11 protein-coding genes are annotated in these 21146 nt (G+C 40.6%); 8 read left to right on the top strand and 3 right to left on the bottom strand.

The annotated features are described in order from the left end of the window. Window positions 1-515: 515 nt before the first annotated feature. Both KFO40_RS18525 and KFO40_RS18520 read right to left on the bottom strand, forming a co-directional pair. Window positions 516-4577, bottom strand: coding sequence for a two-component regulator propeller domain-containing protein (locus KFO40_RS18525; protein WP_004302193.1), 4062 nt, complete (start codon window positions 4575-4577; stop codon window positions 516-518). 208 nt (window positions 4578-4785) lie between these two features. Continuing rightward, window positions 4786-6156 (bottom strand): TrpB-like pyridoxal phosphate-dependent enzyme, encoded by a 1371-nt coding sequence (locus KFO40_RS18520; protein ID WP_120069538.1) that lies wholly within the window; start codon window positions 6154-6156, stop codon window positions 4786-4788. Window positions 6157-6288: 132 nt separating this feature from the next. Between KFO40_RS18520 and KFO40_RS18515 the strand changes: the two genes are divergently transcribed. Further along, window positions 6289-8118, top strand: coding sequence for a TrkH family potassium uptake protein (locus tag KFO40_RS18515; RefSeq protein WP_008021450.1), 1830 nt, complete (start codon window positions 6289-6291; stop codon window positions 8116-8118). Between the two features lie 4 nt (window positions 8119-8122). Further along, a complete protein-coding gene (locus tag KFO40_RS18510) occupies window positions 8123-8809 on the top strand; it encodes a potassium channel family protein (protein ID WP_211146691.1) in 687 nt (228 codons plus the stop codon). Window positions 8810-8941: 132 nt separating this feature from the next. On the opposite strand, the gene galB is transcribed toward KFO40_RS18510, so the two are convergent. Further along, window positions 8942-11389: a beta-galactosidase GalB gene (gene galB, locus KFO40_RS18505; RefSeq protein WP_211146690.1), complete on the bottom strand. Its 2448-nt coding sequence runs from the start codon at window positions 11387-11389 to the stop codon at window positions 8942-8944. Window positions 11390-11630: 241 nt separating this feature from the next. Between galB and KFO40_RS18500 the strand changes: the two genes are divergently transcribed. From KFO40_RS18500 to KFO40_RS18475, 6 genes are all read left to right on the top strand, one after another. Further along, window positions 11631-12182, top strand: coding sequence for a DUF4738 domain-containing protein (locus KFO40_RS18500; protein WP_211146689.1), 552 nt, complete (start codon window positions 11631-11633; stop codon window positions 12180-12182). A gap of 123 nt (window positions 12183-12305) precedes the next feature. Next, complete coding sequence (locus KFO40_RS18495; protein ID WP_211146688.1) at window positions 12306-13502, top strand: heparin lyase I family protein; 1197 nt, start codon at window positions 12306-12308, stop codon at window positions 13500-13502. A gap of 195 nt (window positions 13503-13697) precedes the next feature. Further along, window positions 13698-14285, top strand: a complete 588-nt coding sequence (locus KFO40_RS18490) for an RNA polymerase sigma factor (protein WP_004323707.1) — start codon at window positions 13698-13700, stop codon at window positions 14283-14285. 129 nt (window positions 14286-14414) lie between these two features. After that, window positions 14415-15614 carry a FecR family protein gene (locus tag KFO40_RS18485; protein ID WP_008643057.1) on the top strand — a complete coding sequence of 400 codons (1200 nt, stop codon included), beginning with the start codon at window positions 14415-14417 and terminating at the stop codon, window positions 15612-15614. A 285-nt stretch (window positions 15615-15899) separates the two neighbouring features. Then, the gene (locus KFO40_RS18480; RefSeq protein ID WP_248005603.1) at window positions 15900-19334 is read left to right on the top strand and encodes a TonB-dependent receptor; all 3435 of its coding nucleotides are present in this window, start codon (window positions 15900-15902) and stop codon (window positions 19332-19334) included. Between the two features lie 12 nt (window positions 19335-19346). Beyond that, complete coding sequence (locus tag KFO40_RS18475; protein ID WP_008021467.1) at window positions 19347-21104, top strand: RagB/SusD family nutrient uptake outer membrane protein; 1758 nt, start codon at window positions 19347-19349, stop codon at window positions 21102-21104. Window positions 21105-21146 lie beyond the last annotated feature (42 nt).

Below are 21146 nucleotides of genomic sequence, written 5' to 3'. Positions count from 1 at the left end.
GGTTTTTAGGCTGATATTAAGCTTTTTATACATCATAATGTAACTTTCATTATTCTTTTATGAAATGAACTAATTCATTTTGATACGGGAGGGAAACGGTACGGAGACGAACTAAACGCTAGTTGTCAATAAGAGATAAGCTGTCTTAATACTGTGTTTAGTTTCCTATCTTCTATAAATAATAATTAGCTCTACATTCTAGTTTGTGTTCTACTTAAGTCGAACGATAGAACCACTTAAGTTGAACTATCGCTCCACTTAAGTGGAACGCAAATTTATTAGGGAACGAAGAAAATAATAGCTCCAAGAAGAATTATTAAAAAGACTATTGTGCTAGATTAATCCTTGTAACTATGAATTTAGCTCAAAACCCTACTGAAAAAAAGAAAAGTACTGTTTTATACATTGGGGTTGTTTGTTATGTATAAACTCTCTTCCAATCCAAAAATATTATGATTTTTATGGATTGGATTCCGTAAAAATCATAATATTTTTGGATTTACCTCTCTAGTTGTTTATCCCTTTGCTTTCTTAATATACTCCGTAGGCAAACATCCGAAATACTTTTTGAAACTCGTAGCAAAGTAAGACGGCGTATTAAATCCTACCATTGTGCTGACTTCTGCTATTGTATAACGGCCATCCTTCAGTAGTTTTGCCGCTTCATTGAAACGAATCTTGCGTATAAAGTCGATAGTCGATTCACCTGTGATAGCTTTCAATTTGAGGTGCAGATTAGAACGGCTCATATTCATTTCTCTGGCGAACTCGTCGGTAGAGAATTCAATATTATCCATATTCTTTTCTACGATGGCAACGGCACGTTTCAACAAAGCTTCATCCATGGCGTTGAACGTAATCTTTTCCGGTTCCACTTCCAGAGATTTGGAATACCGTTCAAGCATACGCCTGCGGGTACGCATCATATTCTGTATCTTCGTAGTCAGGATAGCCAGTGAGAACGGTTTCGGGATATAATCATCTGCTCCCATTTGCAGACCTTCCATCTGATCTTTGGTTTCGCTTTTGGCAGACAGGATAATCACAGGAATGTGACAGGTACGGATATTCTGCTTCACATTCTTGCATAGCTTGATACCATCCATCACAGGCATCATGACATCGGTCACAATAATGTCCACTTCATTCTCTTTCAGCTTTTCCAGGGCTTCTTCACCATTTCCGGCTTCCAGTGTATTGAAAAGTTCGGCAAGTCCGCTACTTAGATAATGGCGGATTTCATTATTGTCTTCTACGATAAGAATCGTACCACGTTTCTTGTCACCAGTTTCGATCGTTTCGTTTTCTACTTTTTCCGTATCAATGAAATACATCTCTTTCGAGTTGGTAGAATAAACTTGGTCCTCCTCATTTTTAGCGTCATTAGAAGCTAATTCGGAAGATTTATAGATATTTATATCCTGTGGCAGATAAACAGAGAAAGTACTGCCTTTGCCTTCTTCACTGTCTAACTCAATACGTCCGTGATGCAGTTCCACCAAACGTTGTACCAGTGACAGCCCGATACCACTTCCTACGTGCTCACTCTCTATCTGATAGAAACGTTCGAATATTTTCCCCTGCTTGTTGATAGGAATACCAATACCGGTATCACTAACTTGCAGTACCAGCCAATTGTTTTCCTCTTTCAACGTAACAGTAATGCTTTGCCCGCTTTCTGTATATTTGAAAGCATTTGAAAGCAGGTTATTAACGATCAGTTCCAGATAATTCGGATCGAAAAGTTCCTCTTTTTCTTCCAGTTCGGAGTGGAGAGTATAAGTAATCTTCTTGTGGCGTGCCAGTTTATCGTAGAACAAGAAATTATCCTGTATCAGTTGATGCGCATTCTCTTTCTTTACTTTCAGCTCGAAAACTCCCAATTCGGCACGGCGATAATCCATCAACTGGTTGACAAGATGCAACAGACGATTGGCGTTGCGTTGGATATATTCCAGTTGGTTACGAGTCCAGCGATCACTAATCTTATTGATTATTTCTTGTAAAGGAGCTAAGATGAGAGTTAATGGCGTGCGAAGCTCGTGCGAAATATTGATGAAGAAACGCATCTTCATCTGGTTGATTTCTTCTTGATGCTCCTTGTCCCTGCGTTCAAGTTCCAGTTCCGCTTCCATACTCTTACGCATCCAGAAGAAGCGGAAGACGAAAGTGATAAACCCGATAAAAGTGGCGAGGAAAATCATGATTGCCCACCAGGTCTTGTACCAGATAGGGAGAACTATGATTTCCAACATTGTAGGTACAGTATTCCATTTTCCGTCACTATTGGCAGCTTTTACCAAAAAGTGATAAGTGCCTTGTGGTAGGTTGGAGTAGGAGACAGTACGTTTATCTGTCAGATAATACCACTCTTTGTCATATCCTTCCAGTTTATAAGCGAAAGTGTTATGTTGTCCGGAAATATAATTGGATACTACAAATTCAATCGTGAAAGCAGTTTGCCATGATTTCAGGGTGATACTTTCTGTCTCATTGATATTCTTAGTCAGGATACCGGTTTCATCATCCGGGCGAACTGTCTTGTTAAACAGTTGAAGTTTAGTGATAACTACCGGAGGCGTATAAGGGTTATCCAGCAATAGTTCCGGGCGGAAAGTAGTGATCCCGTTGATACCTCCGAAATACATCTGACCGCTCGAAGTGCGACAGAACGAAGAAGTATTAAACTGATTACTCTGTAACCCGTCGGATTCCGTAAAATTACGGAACCTCTCTGTTTCCGGATTGAAACAGGAAATGCCACGGTTGGTACTTACCCAAAGACGTCCGAAAGTATCTTCCAGAATACCATATACCACATTGTTGGGCAAACCGTTAGCCGTAGTATATCGTTTGATTTTCTTTTCTTTCTCATTAAAACAGTAGAAGCCTTCACGCGTACCTACCCAAATGATACCGTTGGCAGCCTCGTAAATGCAATTGGTAAACGTCTTTGTTACAGATGATTCCGGCAGAATAGGCACCTTTTCTATCTCGATTCCTTCCTGCTGAAAGACAGATATACCTTCCTCACCCCCGACCCAAAGCCGTTTATGGGAATCTCTGAACAGGATTGTGATTCGTTGTGAAGTAAATGGAGTACCGTCCTTTTCCTTATCAATGGTGGTAAAACTCTTTTTTTCCGGGTTAAAACTAACCAGAGCACTTAATGTCCCCAATAAGAGATTTCCCCCTTTATCAGGAAGAATTGCATATACATTCTCATTCACCAACTGGCTGTTCAGCTGATTGAAACTTTCCATTTTTCCACTGTTTCGATGGAGAACAGTCAGTCCGCCGGCATGTGTCCCTATATATACAAGTGATTTTTGTTCATCTACATATACGGCTTTGATATTGTTGGAACCAATACCGATTTCCCGTTCGTCTTCCTGTAAGATATAGTGCGTAAACTGTTGTGTCTTTGTATTATACAGATTCAAACCACCATCATTCGTTCCTATCCATAAGTTCTTATCCTTATCTTCCGTAATGCAGCTGACTACGTTATCGCTTAGAGAATTCTTATAGGGAATACGCTGGATATTCTTGAATCTGTTGCGGATAGGATGGTAATAGTTCAATCCCCCGAAATAGGTTCCAAGCCACATACCTCCTTGCGAATCCATAAAGATACTGCGAACCGAACGTTGTGACAAACTGCCGTTTTCTACCGGACTGCTACTGTAGGAAACGAAAGAATCGCTTCCTTCATGATAAATGTTTAGATCATTGAACGTTCCTATCCATAAGCGATTTTGCGAATCCAGTGCCAGAGAGCGGATATAATTGGAACTGATACTTTTAGGATTGGAAGAAGAATGATGATAAGCCTTGACCTCTTTCGTTTTCGGATTGAGCAGAAGCAGACCGGCTCCTTCGGTAGCTACCCATATACGGGTAGGAGATTGCTGCAAAATGGCCTGAATCTGTTTCGTTTCCGTTATCGGAGTAATCTTTTCCAGTTTCTTTTGAGGAATGGAATAGCTGTAAAGCCCGTCGACCGGGGTACCGATATAGATAATATCCCCCTGTCTGTAAAGAGCTGAAGCTATAAGCTTGTGCATAGCGGTACTAAAAGAATCGTCTACAAACTTGGATTCTTTAATATCGAACATGGTCAGTCCTTCCTGTGTGCTTATAAGCAACTGTTCCGGTGAGATTTCTGCAATACCATTGATTTGTTGCCGTTTGCCCTTTTTCTCGTAGAAGAAATTTCTGAATTTGTCTTTTTCTTCGTCATAATATGACAAACCATCCCGCGTACCGATCCAGACACGTCCCTGACTGTCAGTCTTTACGATTCGTGAAATGTCATTAGCAATACTGTTCGGATCCTCTTCATTATGTTGATAAACTGTAAATGAATACCCGTCATACTTGTTTACTCCATCATAGGTAGCGAACCACATATTACCTCTTTGGTCCTGATCGATAGAGAATACGGTGCTTTGTGACAATCCTTCGTTAATAGAAATATAAGAGAAGTTAATTTGCTCCGGAACTTCAGAAAAAACGCAATTAACCCCTATACATAGAAAGAGTAGACAGATTGTTGTTTTTTTAAGGCTGTTCATTATTAGTTCATAAGATTAATAATGGCATCAAAGATAGCAAAATCTTTTATATGGAGGTATTCAATAGAGAGAAAGTAAATATAGGGAATGAAAAAATACCACCAATTATACAGATTAGCACGGATTTTTATATCGACAATCTTCGAATTACAATTAAATCTGTGTTAATCTGTGTAATCGGTGGTGAAACTTGAAACTGGTAGGTAATTTATTTAGCTAAATCTCCTATCTCGTCTAAATTCTTCTGAATATCTTCGTCATTCAATGTATAATTCACCAGATCACCGGCCAAATACTTGTCATAAGAAGCCATATCGATCAGACCATGTCCCGAAAGATTGAACAGAATCACTTTCTCTTCTCCTGTCTCCTTACATTTGTTAGCTTCGCGGATAGCCGCTGCAATAGCGTGGCTGGATTCGGGAGCCGGAATAATACCTTCGGACTGCGCAAACAGACAACCGGCTTCGAAAGACTCCAGTTGCTGTATATCTACCGCTTCCATCAGATTATCTTTGAGCAACTGTGAAACGATTACACCTGCGCCGTGATAACGAAGCCCACCGGCATGGATATGAGCAGGAGCAAAATTATGTCCCAAAGTGAACATCGGCAGCAATGGAGTATATCCGGCTTCATCACCGAAGTCATATTGGAACTTACCACGTGTCAGTTTCGGACAAGAAGCAGGTTCGGCAGCAACGAAACGAGTCTTTTTCCCTTCCTGTATGGTGTGGCGCATGAACGGGAAAGAGATACCTCCGAAGTTGGAACCACCTCCGAAACAACCGATCACGATATCCGGATATTCGCCTGCCATTTCCATTTGTTTTTCAGCTTCCAGTCCGATAATAGTCTGGTGGAGAGTCACGTGGCTAAGTACGGAACCGAGCGTATATTTACAGTTGGGAGTCATTTGTGCCAGTTCGATAGCTTCCGAAATAGCAGTTCCCAATGAACCTTGATAAGTGGGGTGTTTCGTCAGAATATCCTTACCGGCACGGGTAGACATAGATGGAGAAGGAGTGACCTGTGCTCCGAAAGTCTGCATGATGCTGCGGCGGTATGGTTTTTGTTCATAACTGATTTTTACCTGATAAACGGCAGCTTCCAGGCCGAAAACCTTGGCTGCGTAAGAAAGAGCGGCTCCCCATTGTCCGGCACCGGTTTCAGTGGTAATGTTGGTAACTCCTTCTTCTTTACAATAATAAGCTTGTGCCAATGCAGAGTTCAACTTATGCGAACCGATAGGGCTTACGCTTTCGTTCTTAAAATAGATATGAGCCGGAGTGCCGAGTGCTTTTTCCAAACCATAAGCACGAACCAGCGGAGTGCTACGATAGTACTTGTACATTTCACGCACTTCTTCCGGTATTTCTATCCATGCATCCGTCTGATTCAGCTCCTGATGACACAGTTCTTTTGCGAAAATCGGATATAAATCTTCTGCTTTCAGCGGTTGTTTGGTTCCCGGGTGCAACGGAGGCATAGGCTTGTTCACCATATCAGCCTGAATGTTGTACCAGTAATGTGGAATTTCTTCTTCCGGTAGAATATACCGTTTTCTTTTTTTACTCATAATATTGTAGTTTTTTAGTTTTCTGTTGCCAAAAGTAGTCAAATTTTTAATATTCAGAAAATTTTGTCAACAAAGAATCGTGTTTGATTGTTATTTTAGTTAAGTTTGCACGACCCCGTTAAAAAAGATGATATGAAGATTTATCATAAGTTTTTATTGTATCAGAATAAACTCCTAAAACCCTATGTACGTATTTTGTTAGGGCTGATAGAAGCACTCACTTATCTGGCATCTTTATCATTGATTGTCGGAGTAGTATATGAACATGGCTTTCCCTTGTCTATTGATGAAGTGGCGAATTTGCAGACATTGTATAAAACTGTCTGGATCATTTTTCTGATTGATGTCACTTTACATATCTCGCTGGAATACCGGAATACTAAAAAGCAATACCGGCGATTAGCCTGGATATTGAGTGGATTGTTATATCTCACGTTGGTACCTGTTATATTCCATCGTCCGGAAGAAGAAGGAGCTATTTTGCATATTTGGGAATTCTTACATGGGAAGTTTTATCATCTTTTGTTATTGTTAGTTCTTTCTTTCCTCAATCTGTCCAATGGGCTGGTGCGTCTGTTGGGACGGCGTACCAATCCGTCTTTGATATTGGCAGTCAGTTTTATGGCTATTATTCTGATTGGAGCAGGCTTGTTGATGCTTCCGCGCTGCACGGTAAATGGTATCACCTGGGTAGACTCTTTATTTACCGCTACCAGTGCCGTATGCGTTACAGGCCTGGTACCGGTAGACGTGTCTACTACATTCACCACTTCAGGATTAGTTGTCATTATCCTGCTGATTCAGATTGGCGGATTGGGAGTGATGACATTAACCAGTTTCTTCGCCATGTTCTTCATGGGGAATACCTCCATTTACAACCAGCTTGTTGTGCGTGATATGGTTAGTTCCAATTCATTAGGTTCTTTGCTGTCTACTTTATTATATATATTAGGCTTCACTTTAGTGATTGAAGGGATCGGTATGGTTTCGATTTGGTTTAGTATTCACGGAACGTTGGGAATGACTCTGGAAGGAGAGTTGGGTTTTGCTGCTTTCCATTCTATTTCAGCTTTTTGCAATGCGGGCTTTTCTACGCTTTCCGGCAATTTAGGAAATCCGATGGTGATGACTAACCACAATTGGCTGTTTATTACCGTTTCTCTATTGATTATATTTGGTGGTATCGGTTTCCCCATCCTTGTCAATTTCAAGGATATTGTATTGTATCACCTCCGTCGTTTCTGGAAATTGATTCGTACCCGCAAACTGGATCGGCATAAAATGCAGCACCTCTATAACCTGAATACGAAAATCGTGTTAATCATGACTTTTCTGCTTTTATTAATCGGCACATTGGCTATTGCTGCTTTTGAGTGGAATGGTTCTTTTGCCGGTATGCCTGTGGCAGATAAGTGGACACAAGCTTTCTTTAATGCCACTTGTCCGCGAACAGCCGGTTTCAGCAGTGTCGACCTGGCATCATTGAGCGTGCAGACATTGTTGGTTTATCTATTCCTGATGTGGGTGGGCGGTGGATCACAGTCCACGGCAGGTGGTGTGAAAGTGAATGCTTTTGCGGTCGTAGTTCTGAATCTTGTAGCCGTATTGCGTGGCACTGAACGAGTGGAAGTGTTTGGCAGGGAATTGTCTTACGATTCAATCCGGCGTTCCAATGCAACAGTAGTCATGTCATTGGGAGTCTTATTCATTTTCATTTTCACATTGAGCATACTCGAACCGGGTGTTTCCATTATGGCATTAACTTTCGAATGTGTCTCTGCGCTTAGTACCGTGGGTTCCAGTCTGAATCTGACCCCTCATTTGTGCGACGCGAGCAAACTATTGGTGTCTTTGTTGATGTTTATTGGTCGTGTGGGATTGATAACATTGATGTTGGGAATCGTCAAACAGAAAAAGAATACAAAATACCGTTATCCGAGTGATAACATCATAATAAACTAAAGCTATGAAGTATATTATTATTGGTTTAGGAAATTACGGCCATGTGTTGGCGGAAGAACTGTCCGCCTTGGGACACGAAATTATAGGTGCGGATATAAGCGAAAGTCGTGTAGACTCCATCAAAGATAAGGTTGCTACAGCTTTTGTCATTGATGCCACTGACGAACAATCATTATCAGTGTTGCCATTGAATAGTGTGGATATAGTTATTGTAGCGATTGGAGAGAATTTTGGTGCGTCGATACGTGTCGTTGCCCTGTTGAAGCAGAAAAAGGTTCCCCGTATTTTTGCCCGTGCTATTGATGCCGTACATAAAGCGGTGCTTGAAGCTTTTGATCTGGAACGAATCCTGACCCCGGAAGAAGATGCTGCCCGCAGCCTGGTACAACTGCTCGATTTCGGTACTAACATGGAAGGATTCCGCATCGATCAGGATTATTATGTGGTGAAGTTCACGGTTCCGGAGAAATTTGTAGGATATTTTGTGAATGAGTTAAACCTGGATGAAGAGTTTCATTTAAAAATGATAGGATTGAAACGGGCGAATAAGATCACCAACTGCCTGGGTATCTCTCTGACCGAGCTTCATGTGAAGAATGAATTACCGGAAAATGAGAAAGTGGAAGAAGGAGACGAATTGGTCTGCTACGGCAGGTATCGTGATTTTCAGGCCTTCTGGAAGGCTATTTAGCTAGAGTACTTATAACGTCGCTTTTATTGAGCACAAGTGAGCAGGTTTCGGAGATAGTTGTATGAAGAAACCCATCGGACTTCTTTTCAGTAAAGAAATCCGGTGGGTTTGTTATATGCTGAAGCGTATGCCTTATTTCGTCTGAATACGAATATTTCCGGCTTTCACTCCGTTTGCTTTTGCTGTAAATACAATCTCACCGGCAGTTTCACCGGCTTGCAGGATAGCTGTCAACATACCGTTGAAAGCATGCATTTTCGGAAGATGGAATTGTTCAAGGTTCGTCGGATCGCCATTGGCGGCAGCACGATATTTACCCGTTCCCTTTACCGAGAAATTTATCTGACGATTATCGGCTGGGCAGAGGTTACCGTCTTTGTCTACTACTTTAACAGTCACATAAGCCAGGTCTTTTCCATCTGCAGTCAGTTCGTTACGGTTGCTTACCAGTTCGATGTGATGAGGCTTTCCGGCAGTACGGACTACTTTTTCAGCTACCGCTTTTCCGTTTTTGTCGTAGGCTACTACTTTCACTTCACCCGGTTCGTACTTTGTATCCATCCACATCAGACGATAGCGGTTCTTTAGCGAACTATTATTCTTGCTTTGTTTTCCATAGCTTTTGCCATTGATAAACAATTCGGCAGTAGGATAATTAGTGTACACAAAAATGGGAGTCACTTCACCTTCACGTCCCGGCCAGGTCCAGTGAGGCAGGATATGCAAGGTTTCCGCTTCCTTGTTCCATACGCTACGGTAAAGATAATAGCGGTCTTTTGGTAAACTGGCAAGGTCGATGATACCAAACATTGAACTGTGGTTGGGCCATGAATCCGTATCGTATGGTGACGGTTCACCCAGATAATCGAATCCGGTCCATACGAACTGTCCGATGGTCCAATGATGATCGTCAGCTAATGCAAAGTCCTCGTCCGGAATATTCGACCAGGGACAAACTTCCACATCGTATGAAGAGCATTGATGATCTTCATATTTGGCCCCTTTCTTATCCTCCACCGGGAACTTGTACACGCCGCGTGAGCTGACAGTAGAAGCCGTTTCGCTTCCCAGAATCAGATTCTGCGGGAGTTGGTCGTATGACTCCTGATAGCGTTGCGTACGGTAATTAAGTCCCGGAATGTCAATCATTGCTGCAAATCCGTTGGCAAGTACACAAGTCACTTGGTCCATTCCGCAAGTGACAGGACGGGTAGGATCTTCACGATGGCAGATATCCTGCAGGAATTTGGCCACTTTATAACCGACAGGACTGCATTGAGTCGGTACTTCGTTGCCGATACTCCACATAACGACGCAAGGGTTATTCCGGTAATTATGAAGCATATTTATCATATCACGTTCCGCCCATTCATCGAAGTAGCGGTGATAACCATTTTCACATTTGGCGATATCCCATTCATCGAACGGTTCGATCATCATCATAAATCCCATTTCGTCACACAACGCAACGAGTTCGGGAGTCGGCATATTATGAGAAGTACGGATCGCGTCGCATCCCATATCTTTCAATAGCGTAAGCTGATGACGCAGTGCTGCAACATTGATAGCGGCGCCCAACGGACCTAAATCGTGGTGATTGCATACACCCTGAAATTTGCGGTGCTCCCCGTTCAGGTAGAACCCTTTGTCGGCAATGTATTCAATGCTGCGGATACCGAAACGTGTGGTGTAAGTATCTACCAGTTTATCATCCGCATAAATTTTAGAGACAGCCTTGTAAAGCGACGGACTTTCCGGCGACCAGAGTTCGGGCGCGTTTACAATAAAATTTTGTTCAAAAGGTTGTCCGTGATTGATGCGGCTTGTATTCTCTTTCCGGGTAACAACTTTACCTTCCGGAGAAAGAATTTCCGTCTCTACACGGATGGCTGTTTTCTCACCGGCATTGTCTATCTTCGTTTGGAGACGTACGGCTGCAAAATCCTTGTTGACGTGAGGAGTTGTGATTTGCGTTCCCCATACAGGTACATGGATTTTGTCAGTCACAATCAGGTGTACATTGCGATACAGACCTGCTCCCGGATACCAACGCGAAGATTGCGGACGGTTTTCCAAACGCACGGCAAGCGTATTGTTTTTACCGTCTTTATTCAATAAGGAAGTCACATTACAGTGAAAAGAATTGTAGCCGAAAGGCCAGAAACAAGCTTCTTTTCCGTTGATGTAGACACGCGCTTCACTCATGGCACCGTCAAAGAGCAGTGTCACTTCTTTGTCGGCAGGGGCGTCAAAACTGGTACGATACCATCCGGTACCTACATAAGGAAGACCGCCGGTACGTCCTGTCTTCAAGGAAGCTTTTTTCTCAAAGTTCTGTGTCACTGCCACGTTTTGGAGGTCATTGTTCATGTCGAATGGACCAAAAATCGCCCAGTCGTGTGGAATAACAACCGATTCCCATTTAGTGTCATTGAATTCCGGCTGACTGGCCTCTTTAAAATCTCCTTTACTGAATTTCCAGTTCTTCTCCAGCAGTGCCTCACTGCGTTGCGCTTGCATAGTGCAGGCGGCGGCCATCAAAAGTCCAGCTAATAACTGTTTGGGGTGTTTCATGTTCATTTTTACTTTTCAGGTATAAAATATTTTGGATTCGGCGTAAAGTTATAAAAAAGGATTCAATAATCTTATCTCTTGAAAGCATTTAATGCACTGTCCGGTTTGCCACTGTCGTCGAGCATCCCTTTGTGATAGTATTTCCATTCCTTCTTTCCTTCAAATGTAGGAAAAATGTCGGTTACACTTGTAAATATCCCGCTCTTTTTGTTCCTTTGCCATCTATTTATAAACAGAAAACTTACGTATGAGAAAACTAATTTATTTGCTTTTGTTGCCGTTGGCGGTGGCTGTGACTGCATGTGGCGGTAAAAAAGGAACTTCAGATAATCAGTCGCTACTGGCAAGAATAGACAGTATAGATGCTCACGGATTGCAGCGTATGCAGACGTCTAAGAGCGAAACTAACTTTAAGTTCAAAGGAAAAGATTATCATTCCTTTGTTTCACGTACTCCGGACGAAAGTCTGCCTCATGTAACAAATGAGATGGGAGATACTTATGTCGATAATAAAATAGTGCTGCACCTGACACGCGGTAACGAAACGGTATTGAACAAGACATTTACTAAGAATGATTTTTCATCCGTAGTCGATGCAAAATTTCTCTCGAAATCTATATTGGAAGGAATTGTATACGACAAGACCACCCCGCAGGGCATTGTATATGCCGCAAGTGTTTGTTATCCGCAGACAGATTTGTATATGCCGCTTTCTATAACGATCACCGCCGATGGAAAAATGAGTATACGGAAAGTCGATATGCTTGAAGAAGATTTGAACGATGAAGCACCGAATTAAGCCTCCAGGCAGGTGTTGACAGCAAAATTACACAAATGTGAAAGCATTTGAGACAAACGAAAGGCAACTGATGAGGTTGCCTTTCGTATTTTTGCACCGTCAACAAACTTAATATCGAATAGAATGAAGAAAAGCATTTTTATTATTTGCGTGCTGGCATCAGGATGCACGGCGATGGCTGAACAAGTCGAGAAACCCGGTCCGGCTATAGAAACACAGACTTTGGTGCCACTGACCGAGCGTGTAAATGTACAGGCAGATTCGGCATGTGTCAATCAGATTATAGATGGTTGCTGGGTAGCAGTCGGAGCTAAAAAAGCGCATGCCATTCAACGTGATTTCAACCTTATGTTCAACGGAAAACCTTCTTATCGTTTTGAACTGAAAGAAGATGATAACACATTATCCGGATATGCAGCGGGGGAAACAAAAGGGCGTGCGGAATTTTCTTATTGTTATGCAACTTCCGATGATTTCAAAGGCAAACCAGCCGATACATATAAGAAAGCACAAATAATGAAAACTGTATATCATCATGGAAAAGGTATTTGTCCGCAGGGTGCTTCCCGCGATTATGAGTTTTCGGTATATATCCCTTCTACATTAGGCAGTGATGTTTCCACCATTTTTGCTCAATGGCATGGAATGCCGGATCGTACTTTGGTACAGACTCCACAGGGTGAAGTGAAGAAACTGACAGCTGATGAGTTCATGGAACTGGACAAGACTACTATTTTTAAGAAAAACATGGGATACGAAAAGAAACCCAAGCTGGACAAGCAAGGTAATCCGGTGAAAGACAAACAAGGCAATCCCGTTTATCAAGCCGGAAAGGCCAACGGATGGCTGGTGGAACAAGGTGGCTATCCTCCATTGGCATTCGGATTTTCCGGCGGATGGTTTTACATCAAAGCAAACTCCGATCGTAAATGGCTGACTGATAAAGACGACCGTTGCAACTCAAATCCGGAAAAGACACCGGTTATGAAACCTGTGACATCTACATATAAAGCATCGACCATTGCTTACAAAATGCCTTTCGCCGATTTTCCGAAAGATTGTTGGATTACATTCCGTATTCATATCGATTGGACAGTCTATGGCAAAGAGGCGGAAACAATTGTAAAGCCGGGTATGCTCGATGTACAGATGGATTATCAGGAAAAAGGGAAAAAGGTTAATAAACACATTGTGGACAATGAGAAAATCATGATTGGACGTAACGACGATGATGGTTATTACTTTAAGTTCGGTATCTACCGTGTAGGTAATAGCACGAAGCCGGTATGTTACAATCTGGCAAACTATTCAGAGAGGTAATTTCTTTGGAATAACTCCATTAAATAAGTCGGTTTCAAGAGGCATATTAAAAGAGATTACCATCAAATTTGAAGAAGAACCATTCCGGAAATTTGTATATCTCAATATATTTTGCGAATATTGCCTTGAATTAGTATTGAATAAAATACGAAAGAGTATAGTTTAAATCTTGAAACCTGACTTAAAAAACAGTTTATGACTCTCAATGATCAGAAACGCATAATAGATTTATGGGTACAATTTTGGGGTGGAAATGAAATGGCATTTTCTCAATTGTACTGTTTATGCTTTGATGATTTATTAGCTTATGGTCGTAGAGTGGGGGGAGATAATGAGATGGTAGAAGATTTGATTCAAGACCTGTTTCTGAAACTTTATCAGAAAAAGATAATTCTTGAAGATAATACAAAGTTACGTTCCTTCCTATTTCGTGCATTAAAGAATTTGATTTATAATCAATTACTTCGTAATGCGAAACTTCAATCATTGCCGGATTATGACTTTGCATTTGATTTGGATTATACAATTGATGAGCAATTGTCTTGGATGCATGACCAAGGGCTGTCAGATGAGGTTCATCATATATTGAAAGGACTTACCGGACGTCAGAAAGAAATAATCTATCTTCGCTTTATCCATGAGATGAGTTTTGAAGAAATCTCAGAAATAATGAAAATTAATATCCAGTCTGCCCGAAATCTATTGTTCCGTTCTATGGAAAAGATTAGGAAAGAATCTTCATCCGCTACTATTTTATTTCTTATTAATGTGCTTTCTATATAATTGTATAGTAACTTGTTATAGCATACTTCTTTCATTTTTACTTATCCCGTCTGTCTTTTTTTGATTTTTTTTCTCCTGATGAGTATAAATTCATCTGCTCGTTTGTCATCATAGAAAATAAGGCAGAAAATGGCTCAATATACATTTAGAGATATAGAAGAATTTTTGTTGGATGATGATTTCTTCCAATGGGCAAGATATGGTTTTTCTGATAATGGGTTTGATATTAAATTCTATAAGATTCAGCATCCCGGTTGTGAAGAAAAGATAGAATTGGCTATTGCGGTGATTCAAAATATGAAAGTGGTTGAAGATAGCAAACCTGTATCTGAGGAATATAAGATGCAAAGTTTTGCCAGAATGATGGATAGGCTTCAACATGAATCTTCGCAACCGGTACAGCTTCACAAAAAAACATTACCTTATCGGAGAGTAATGGCTTATGTGGCAAGTGTGGCAGCCTTACTATTCATCTGTTTGGGGACTTATTATATTCTATCCAAATCCAATTTGCAGAAAACTACAGATGTTACAGCCAATATTATAGACTCTTTAGGTCATTCAGGGCAAATACAGATTATTTTGGATGGTAAACAGGCCGTTGGTTTGGATAAAAATAATGCTGAAATCCGGGTAGGTGAGGACGGTACAGTTACAGTGGACGAACAGTTGGTAGCTGTTTCCAGAGGAGAAAAGATATCGGTGAATCAGATAATGGTACCTTATGGGAAGCGTTCTAAAATAATCCTTCCGGATGGTTCTTTATTGTGGATTAATTCCGGTTCATGCATATCTTATGCTTCGGACTTTCTAGAGAATAGAAAGTTGAATGTACAAGGAGAAGTATATTTGGACGTTCGTAAAGATGCTAAGCACCCTTTTGTCGTGAAGACGAATCGTTTGGAAGTTACCGTACTGGGAACATCATTCAATGTAACCGATTATGTAAAAGATACGGAGACAGCAGTGGTACTTGTTCAGGGAAGTGTAGATGTGACAGTAGACAATAAAGAGAAAAAGCGTTTGCTCCCTAATCAACGTCTTTCAAAAGACAACGGTGCAGTAAAAGTGAATGAAGTGGACGTATACAACTATATTTGTTGGAAAGACGATGCTATGAATTTCGATGGACAGAGACTTTCTGATGTGCTGAAATCACTGTCGAGATATTATGATACAAAAATAGAAATATCAGGAAGTTTGAAAGATGAAAAATATTATGGTAGTCTTGATTTGAATTGTACACTTGACGAAGTGTTGGAGGCCATCTCATTGACTACGCCATTAAGTATAACCAGGCGAGGGGATGTAATATACATCATGCCTTGAGAAACTCAAATGAAGTATAACCTTTAAAAAGAAAGAAATGAAAAACATACCACCTTAAAATAAAACAGAAAAAACCGGATAATATCTGCGAAATATCATCCGGTTCACATTAGGACTGAAGATAACTCACCAAAGTTATAACCAATCTAATTATACAAAAATATGAAAAATAACTCTCAGATAAGGAATAGAGGTAAATATTTAACTAATATTGGTTTTCGATTTTTATTTTTATGCGTTTTTTTAACATCCCATTTACCTAAGATTTTGGCAGAAGATGGGATTATGCTCCTTCAATCCACGTACGTCACATTAAACTTGACAAATGTATCATTGGAGACATTGTTTAAGACATTGGAAAAGAAGAGTGATTATGTATTCTTTTTTAAAGAAGATGTCTTGCAGAAAAATGAAAAAGTAACAGTCAAAGCACAAAACGAGTCGGTTGTGTCTATTTTGAATAGAATATTACCCCCTAAACAACTGACATATACAGTAAAAGGAAGACAAGTGATTATTGTCCGCCTTCCCCGGAAAGAAGAAAAAAAATCAGAAACACCCGTAGAAATAAAAGATTATACTGTAAAAGGAACAGTCGTTGATGCCAGTGGACAACCGTTACCGGGTGTTAATATTACCGTACAGGGCACTACTCAAGGAGTGACCACCAATCTTTCCGGTTCGTTCATACTGCAGATAAAAGATATGAAACGAGCGCTGCTTGTTGCGTCTTATATTGGCTTTTCCACAAAGAAAGTCTGGGTGTCGGATGAGACTGACTTTTTAAAAATCGTACTTGAAGAAAGTTCGGCATCATTGAATGAGGTGGTAGTTGTGGGTTATGGTACTCAGAAGAAACTCAATTTGACAGGGGCTGTAACGACTGCCTCAGGCGATATTCTGGAAAATCGTCCGATTGGTAATATAGCGCAGGGGCTACAAGGAATCGTACCTAACTTAAATATAACATTTGACAGCGGACAACCTAATGAAGCGGCCAAGATTAATATCCGCGGAAATACGTCTTTGAATGGAGGCAATGCTTTGATTTTAGTAGACGGGGTTGAAATCTCAGATTTATCACTCATTAATCCGCAAGATGTAGAAAGTGTTTCAGTATTGAAAGACGCTTCCGCAGCTGCCGTTTACGGAGCGCGTGCTGCCTTCGGTGTAATGCTTGTTACTACTAAAAAAGGGAACCGCAACCAAAAGACACGGGTGACTTATAACAATAATCTCTCATGGAGTTCACCTGCCCGTCTACCGGAGATGCCTCGTGCTGATGTGTGGGCGCGTATGTGGAACAAAGCATACGATTATGAGAGTCCCGGAAGTTATTATTTCAACGACCGTTTTTTAGCTGCGCTTGATGCGCATATAGCCGATCCGGTAAATAATCCGGCTATTCTAGTGGATACAGAAGGCATTCAGAACAGTAACTATACTCCGAGTAATCCAGGATGGGCTTATGTCGGTAATACCGACTGGTTGGATGCTTTTTATAAAAATGCAGCTTTCATGCAGCAACATAATGTAAGTATTTCTGGAGGAACGGATCGTAATAATTATTATGCTTCGGTAGGTTATAAAGATCAAACCGGTATTTTCAGATACGGAAATGATAGCTACAAACGAATGAATCTATCGTTTAATTTTGAGACAAAGATAACCGATTGGCTTGATCTGAGTTTTTCTACTCGTATGAGTAACATACAAAATGACGAACCTTTCAAATATGATAATGGCTCAAGTTCTGAAACCTGGTTTTACGAGGTGTATCGAATGTTTCCTACTTTGTCTGTTTTTTTGCCAAATGGAGATTTTGCCGGCTTGTATTTGAATAGCGGTAATTATAATGTTGTAGGGAAAATGGCATTGGCAGGACGTAACAAGCAGGAGGCGTGGGACCAGTGGTATACCGGTCGTTTTAACATCAAACCTTTTAAGGGATTATCTATTAAGGGAGATTATTCATGGAACCGTTACTCTGCAAGTCGTAAGGTACACAGAAAGGAAATGACACAGACTTTTCCGGAAGGTGCAGCAACGTGGACGGTAGAGAGCCCCAACTACGTACAAAATAAAAACTCCAATGACATTTATCAGGCATTAAATGTATGGGCTGAATATCAAAAGTCATTTAAAAATGCGCATAACATGGTATTGATGGCCGGTTATAATCAGGAACAGAAAACCCTTGCTTCAACATCCTATAAAATGTCCAATCTATATGACAACGAATTGCCTATCTCTGATCTGGCAATCAATTATCTGGAGAATAGTGAAACTAAGGATATTTGGAAAGTGCAAGGCGCATTTTTTAGGTTGAACTATGATTATCAATCAAAATATTTAATGGAAGTGAATGGCCGTTATGACGGCTCTTCTAAATATGCCAAAGACCATCGTTGGGCTTTTTTCCCTTCCGCATCCGTGGGTTGGAGAATCTCGGAAGAGAAATTTTTCAAGCCGCTAACTAAATATGTAGATAATCTAAAAATCAGGGCCTCTTTCGGGGCATTGGGGAATCAGGTTACTGAAGGGTATCATGATTATATGTCATATCTTTCCGGTAAAGTTTTATCCAATTATATGATGAATGGCGCCATTGTTAATGGTTTGGATATTCCTACTTTGCCAAGTTTGGTGACATGGGAAAAGGTCATTACCAAGGACGTAGGTCTCGATTGGTCTTTATTCAATAACCGTTTGTTCGGTTCGTTTGATTTTTATGTTCGTGACACAAAAAATATGGTACGTTCGGTTGTTCTTCCCGCTGTCTTGGGAACGAGTGGAGGCAAGGAAAATATAGCCGATATGCGTACTACCGGATGGGAATTGGAGTTGACATGGAAAGATAAGATTGACAATGTATGGGGTAGTCCGCTCGACTATTTTTTCACCGTAGGTCTTTCCGATTATCAGGCGGAAATAACCAAATATGATAATCCAAACGGTTCTTTGGCTACAGGAATGTACCATAAGGGACAGAAGCTAGGTGAAATATGGGGATATGTGACTGATGGATATATATTAGATGATTTCGAAGCTAAACGTATGAATCATATACAAAAATTTATTAATGGTACATGGTATCCGGGTGACATCCGTTATAAAGATTTGAATGGTGATGGAATAATCGATTTAGGAAGTAACACTTTGTCTGATCCGGGAGACAGAACTGTCATTGGCAATACCACCCCGCGTTATCGTTTTAATCTGCAGGGTGGAATAGGCTGGCATGGCTTTGAAGTACGGGCTATATTTGAAGGGGTTGCTAAAAGAGACTTATGGACCGGTAGTGATACTTTTTGGGGATTTTCAAGAGGTATTTACAATTCCAATGTATTCCAATATCATATAGACAATACATGGACTTATGAAAATCCCACTGCTTATTATCCTCGGCCAAGTGCAAACGGAAATTCTAAAAACAAGCAGATTCAAACAAAGTATTTGCAGAATGCCGCTTATATTCGCTTGAAAGATATTACAATCAGTTACAATTTACCCCAAAAATGGTTGTCGCGAATAGGATTGCAGCAAGCGCGTATTTATGTCAATGGAATGAACTTGTGGGAGAAAACAGCGCTGCCCCCCTTTATGATGCCTGATATTGTGGATCAGATGACTAGTACGGAAAACATAAATGGAGCTAATTTAGGTAAGCAATATGCTTTTATGAGAACATTTTCATTTGGAATGAATGTTACATTTTAAACAGTAATAAATATGAAACACATATATTCTTTTATCTTTTTGTTATGTCTCTCTCTTTCCGGATGTGATTATTTGGATACCGAGCCGGGAGATGTCATATCAAGTGATCATTTTTGGGAAACGGCAAACTCAGCCGCTTTGGAGCAATATTGTAACACCTACTACCCCAAGCTCATAAAGGGACATGGAGACCCTTTGGCATGGACAATCGGAAATATGATAGAATCTGATTATAAATCGGACAATCTATTAGGACCATCTGCCAATATTATTACATTCGGTCAGAGCAGTACATTGATAACCAGTAGTGATTGGGATTGGTCGATAGTCAGAGGGTGTAATGAATTTCTTCAGAACTATGACCGTTCACCGGCTTCAAACATCGACAAAAAGCGATATGCCGGCGAAATGCTGTTTTTTAAAGCATTGGATTACTATGGTAAGGTATTGCTTTTTGGTGATGTACCTTGGTATGACACGACTTTGAACAAGAACGACCCTGAATTATATAAGGGACGTGATCCACGGGCTTCCGTAATGGAAAATATAGTCAAGACCATAGATCTTGCTATTGAGTATTTGCCTGTTAAGACGAAGGTGTATCGTATTAGTCGAGATGCGGCATTATTGCTAAAAGCAAGGATTTGTTTGTACGAGGGCACATATAGACGTTACCGCAATTTGGAAGGTGATGCTGAGTATTTGAAACTTGCCTATGAAGCAGCGGGTGCATTGATGGATATGGGACATTCGTTGTATAAATCTGCTACTCCCGAACAGAGCTATTTTGACTTGTTTATTCAAGATAAGTATGATACTAATCCGGAAGTGATATTGGCCCGCGAATATGATGCTTCTATCAATATGGGCAATAACGTTTCCAATAGCATACCAGGGGCAATTATGGGTATGAGTAGAGATTGTTTTGAAGAGTATCTTTGTGCCACTACCGGCAAGCCTATTTCGCAATGCGGATGTCATAATCCGGATATGGGGCAAATTCAAGAAATGGAGAACCGGGATGGCAGACTGTTGCAGACAGTATGTTTGCCAAAAGCAGGCGAATATAGCCGTTACTTGTTTAGAGAAGTAAATGGAGTCATGACCGGTGGTGCATCCAGCATTTTCGGACTTTTGGAAGGAACGGAAAAGAAGCCTTTTTATGGAACTTCATCTACAGGATATGCTATTGCTAAGTTTTATAAAGCTTCAGAACATGCAGTTGGAAATCATAAAGGTAGTATCGATGCTCCTGTCATGCGTTATGCTGAGGCATTATTGATACGGGCGGAAGCTGGTGCGGAATTGGGAAAAGATCCGGAATTGGACAAAACGGTCAATGCACTTCGCAGTCGTGTGGGATTTTCGCATAAGTTAACCATGGAACCGGATGAAGATCCTGATTTAGTGGCTAAATACCCCAATGTGACAGGACCTAATGCCAATCTGATTCGTGAAATACGAAGAGAACGAAGAATCGAACTTTTTGCAGAAGGATATCGATGGGATGATGTTTGCCGTTGGAATGTGGGAGAGATTGTATACAATCGTGAACGTAGAGGTGCCAAGATGGATCCGGCTCTTTATACAAAAGATGAAATACAATTAATTGAAGATGAAGTAGGATTTGATAAAGACGGATTTATCACTCCGTATACTAAGAAGTCTACATTAACCATGAATTTTACGGATAAATATTATTTGTATAATATTCCATTAAACGAGATTTCTCTGAATCCGAATTTATTGCCTCAAAATCCAGGATGGTAATAATGGTACTTATAAAATTTTTAGAATTATGAAATCAATATT

The organism is Bacteroides sp. 1001302B_160321_D4 (assembly GCF_015667765.1).
Lineage (GTDB): Bacteria > Bacteroidota > Bacteroidia > Bacteroidales > Bacteroidaceae > Bacteroides > Bacteroides xylanisolvens.
The sequence above is the reverse complement of the archived record's forward strand: the minus strand, read 5'-3'. Positions and strand labels throughout refer to the sequence as shown.

Bases quoted from the DNA above. Each gene is read 5' to 3' on its own strand.
- KFO40_RS18520 (WP_120069538.1), bottom strand. From the start codon at position 6,156: ATGAGTAAAAAAAGAAAACGGTATATTCTACCGGAAGAAGAAATTCCA.
- KFO40_RS18500 (WP_211146689.1), top strand. From the start codon at position 11,631: ATGAGAAAACTAATTTATTTGCTTTTGTTGCCGTTGGCGGTGGCTGTG.
- KFO40_RS18490 (WP_004323707.1), top strand. From the start codon at position 13,698: ATGACTCTCAATGATCAGAAACGCATAATAGATTTATGGGTACAATTT.
- KFO40_RS18475 (WP_008021467.1), top strand. From the start codon at position 19,347: ATGAAACACATATATTCTTTTATCTTTTTGTTATGTCTCTCTCTTTCC.
- KFO40_RS18480 (WP_248005603.1), top strand. From the start codon at position 15,900: ATGCTCCTTCAATCCACGTACGTCACATTAAACTTGACAAATGTATCA.
- KFO40_RS18485 (WP_008643057.1), top strand. From the start codon at position 14,415: ATGGCTCAATATACATTTAGAGATATAGAAGAATTTTTGTTGGATGAT.
- galB (WP_211146690.1), bottom strand. From the start codon at position 11,389: ATGAACATGAAACACCCCAAACAGTTATTAGCTGGACTTTTGATGGCC.
- KFO40_RS18495 (WP_211146688.1), top strand. From the start codon at position 12,306: ATGAAGAAAAGCATTTTTATTATTTGCGTGCTGGCATCAGGATGCACG.
- KFO40_RS18510 (WP_211146691.1), top strand. From the start codon at position 8,123: ATGAAGTATATTATTATTGGTTTAGGAAATTACGGCCATGTGTTGGCG.
- KFO40_RS18515 (WP_008021450.1), top strand. From the start codon at position 6,289: ATGAAGATTTATCATAAGTTTTTATTGTATCAGAATAAACTCCTAAAA.
- KFO40_RS18525 (WP_004302193.1), bottom strand. From the start codon at position 4,577: ATGAACAGCCTTAAAAAAACAACAATCTGTCTACTCTTTCTATGTATA.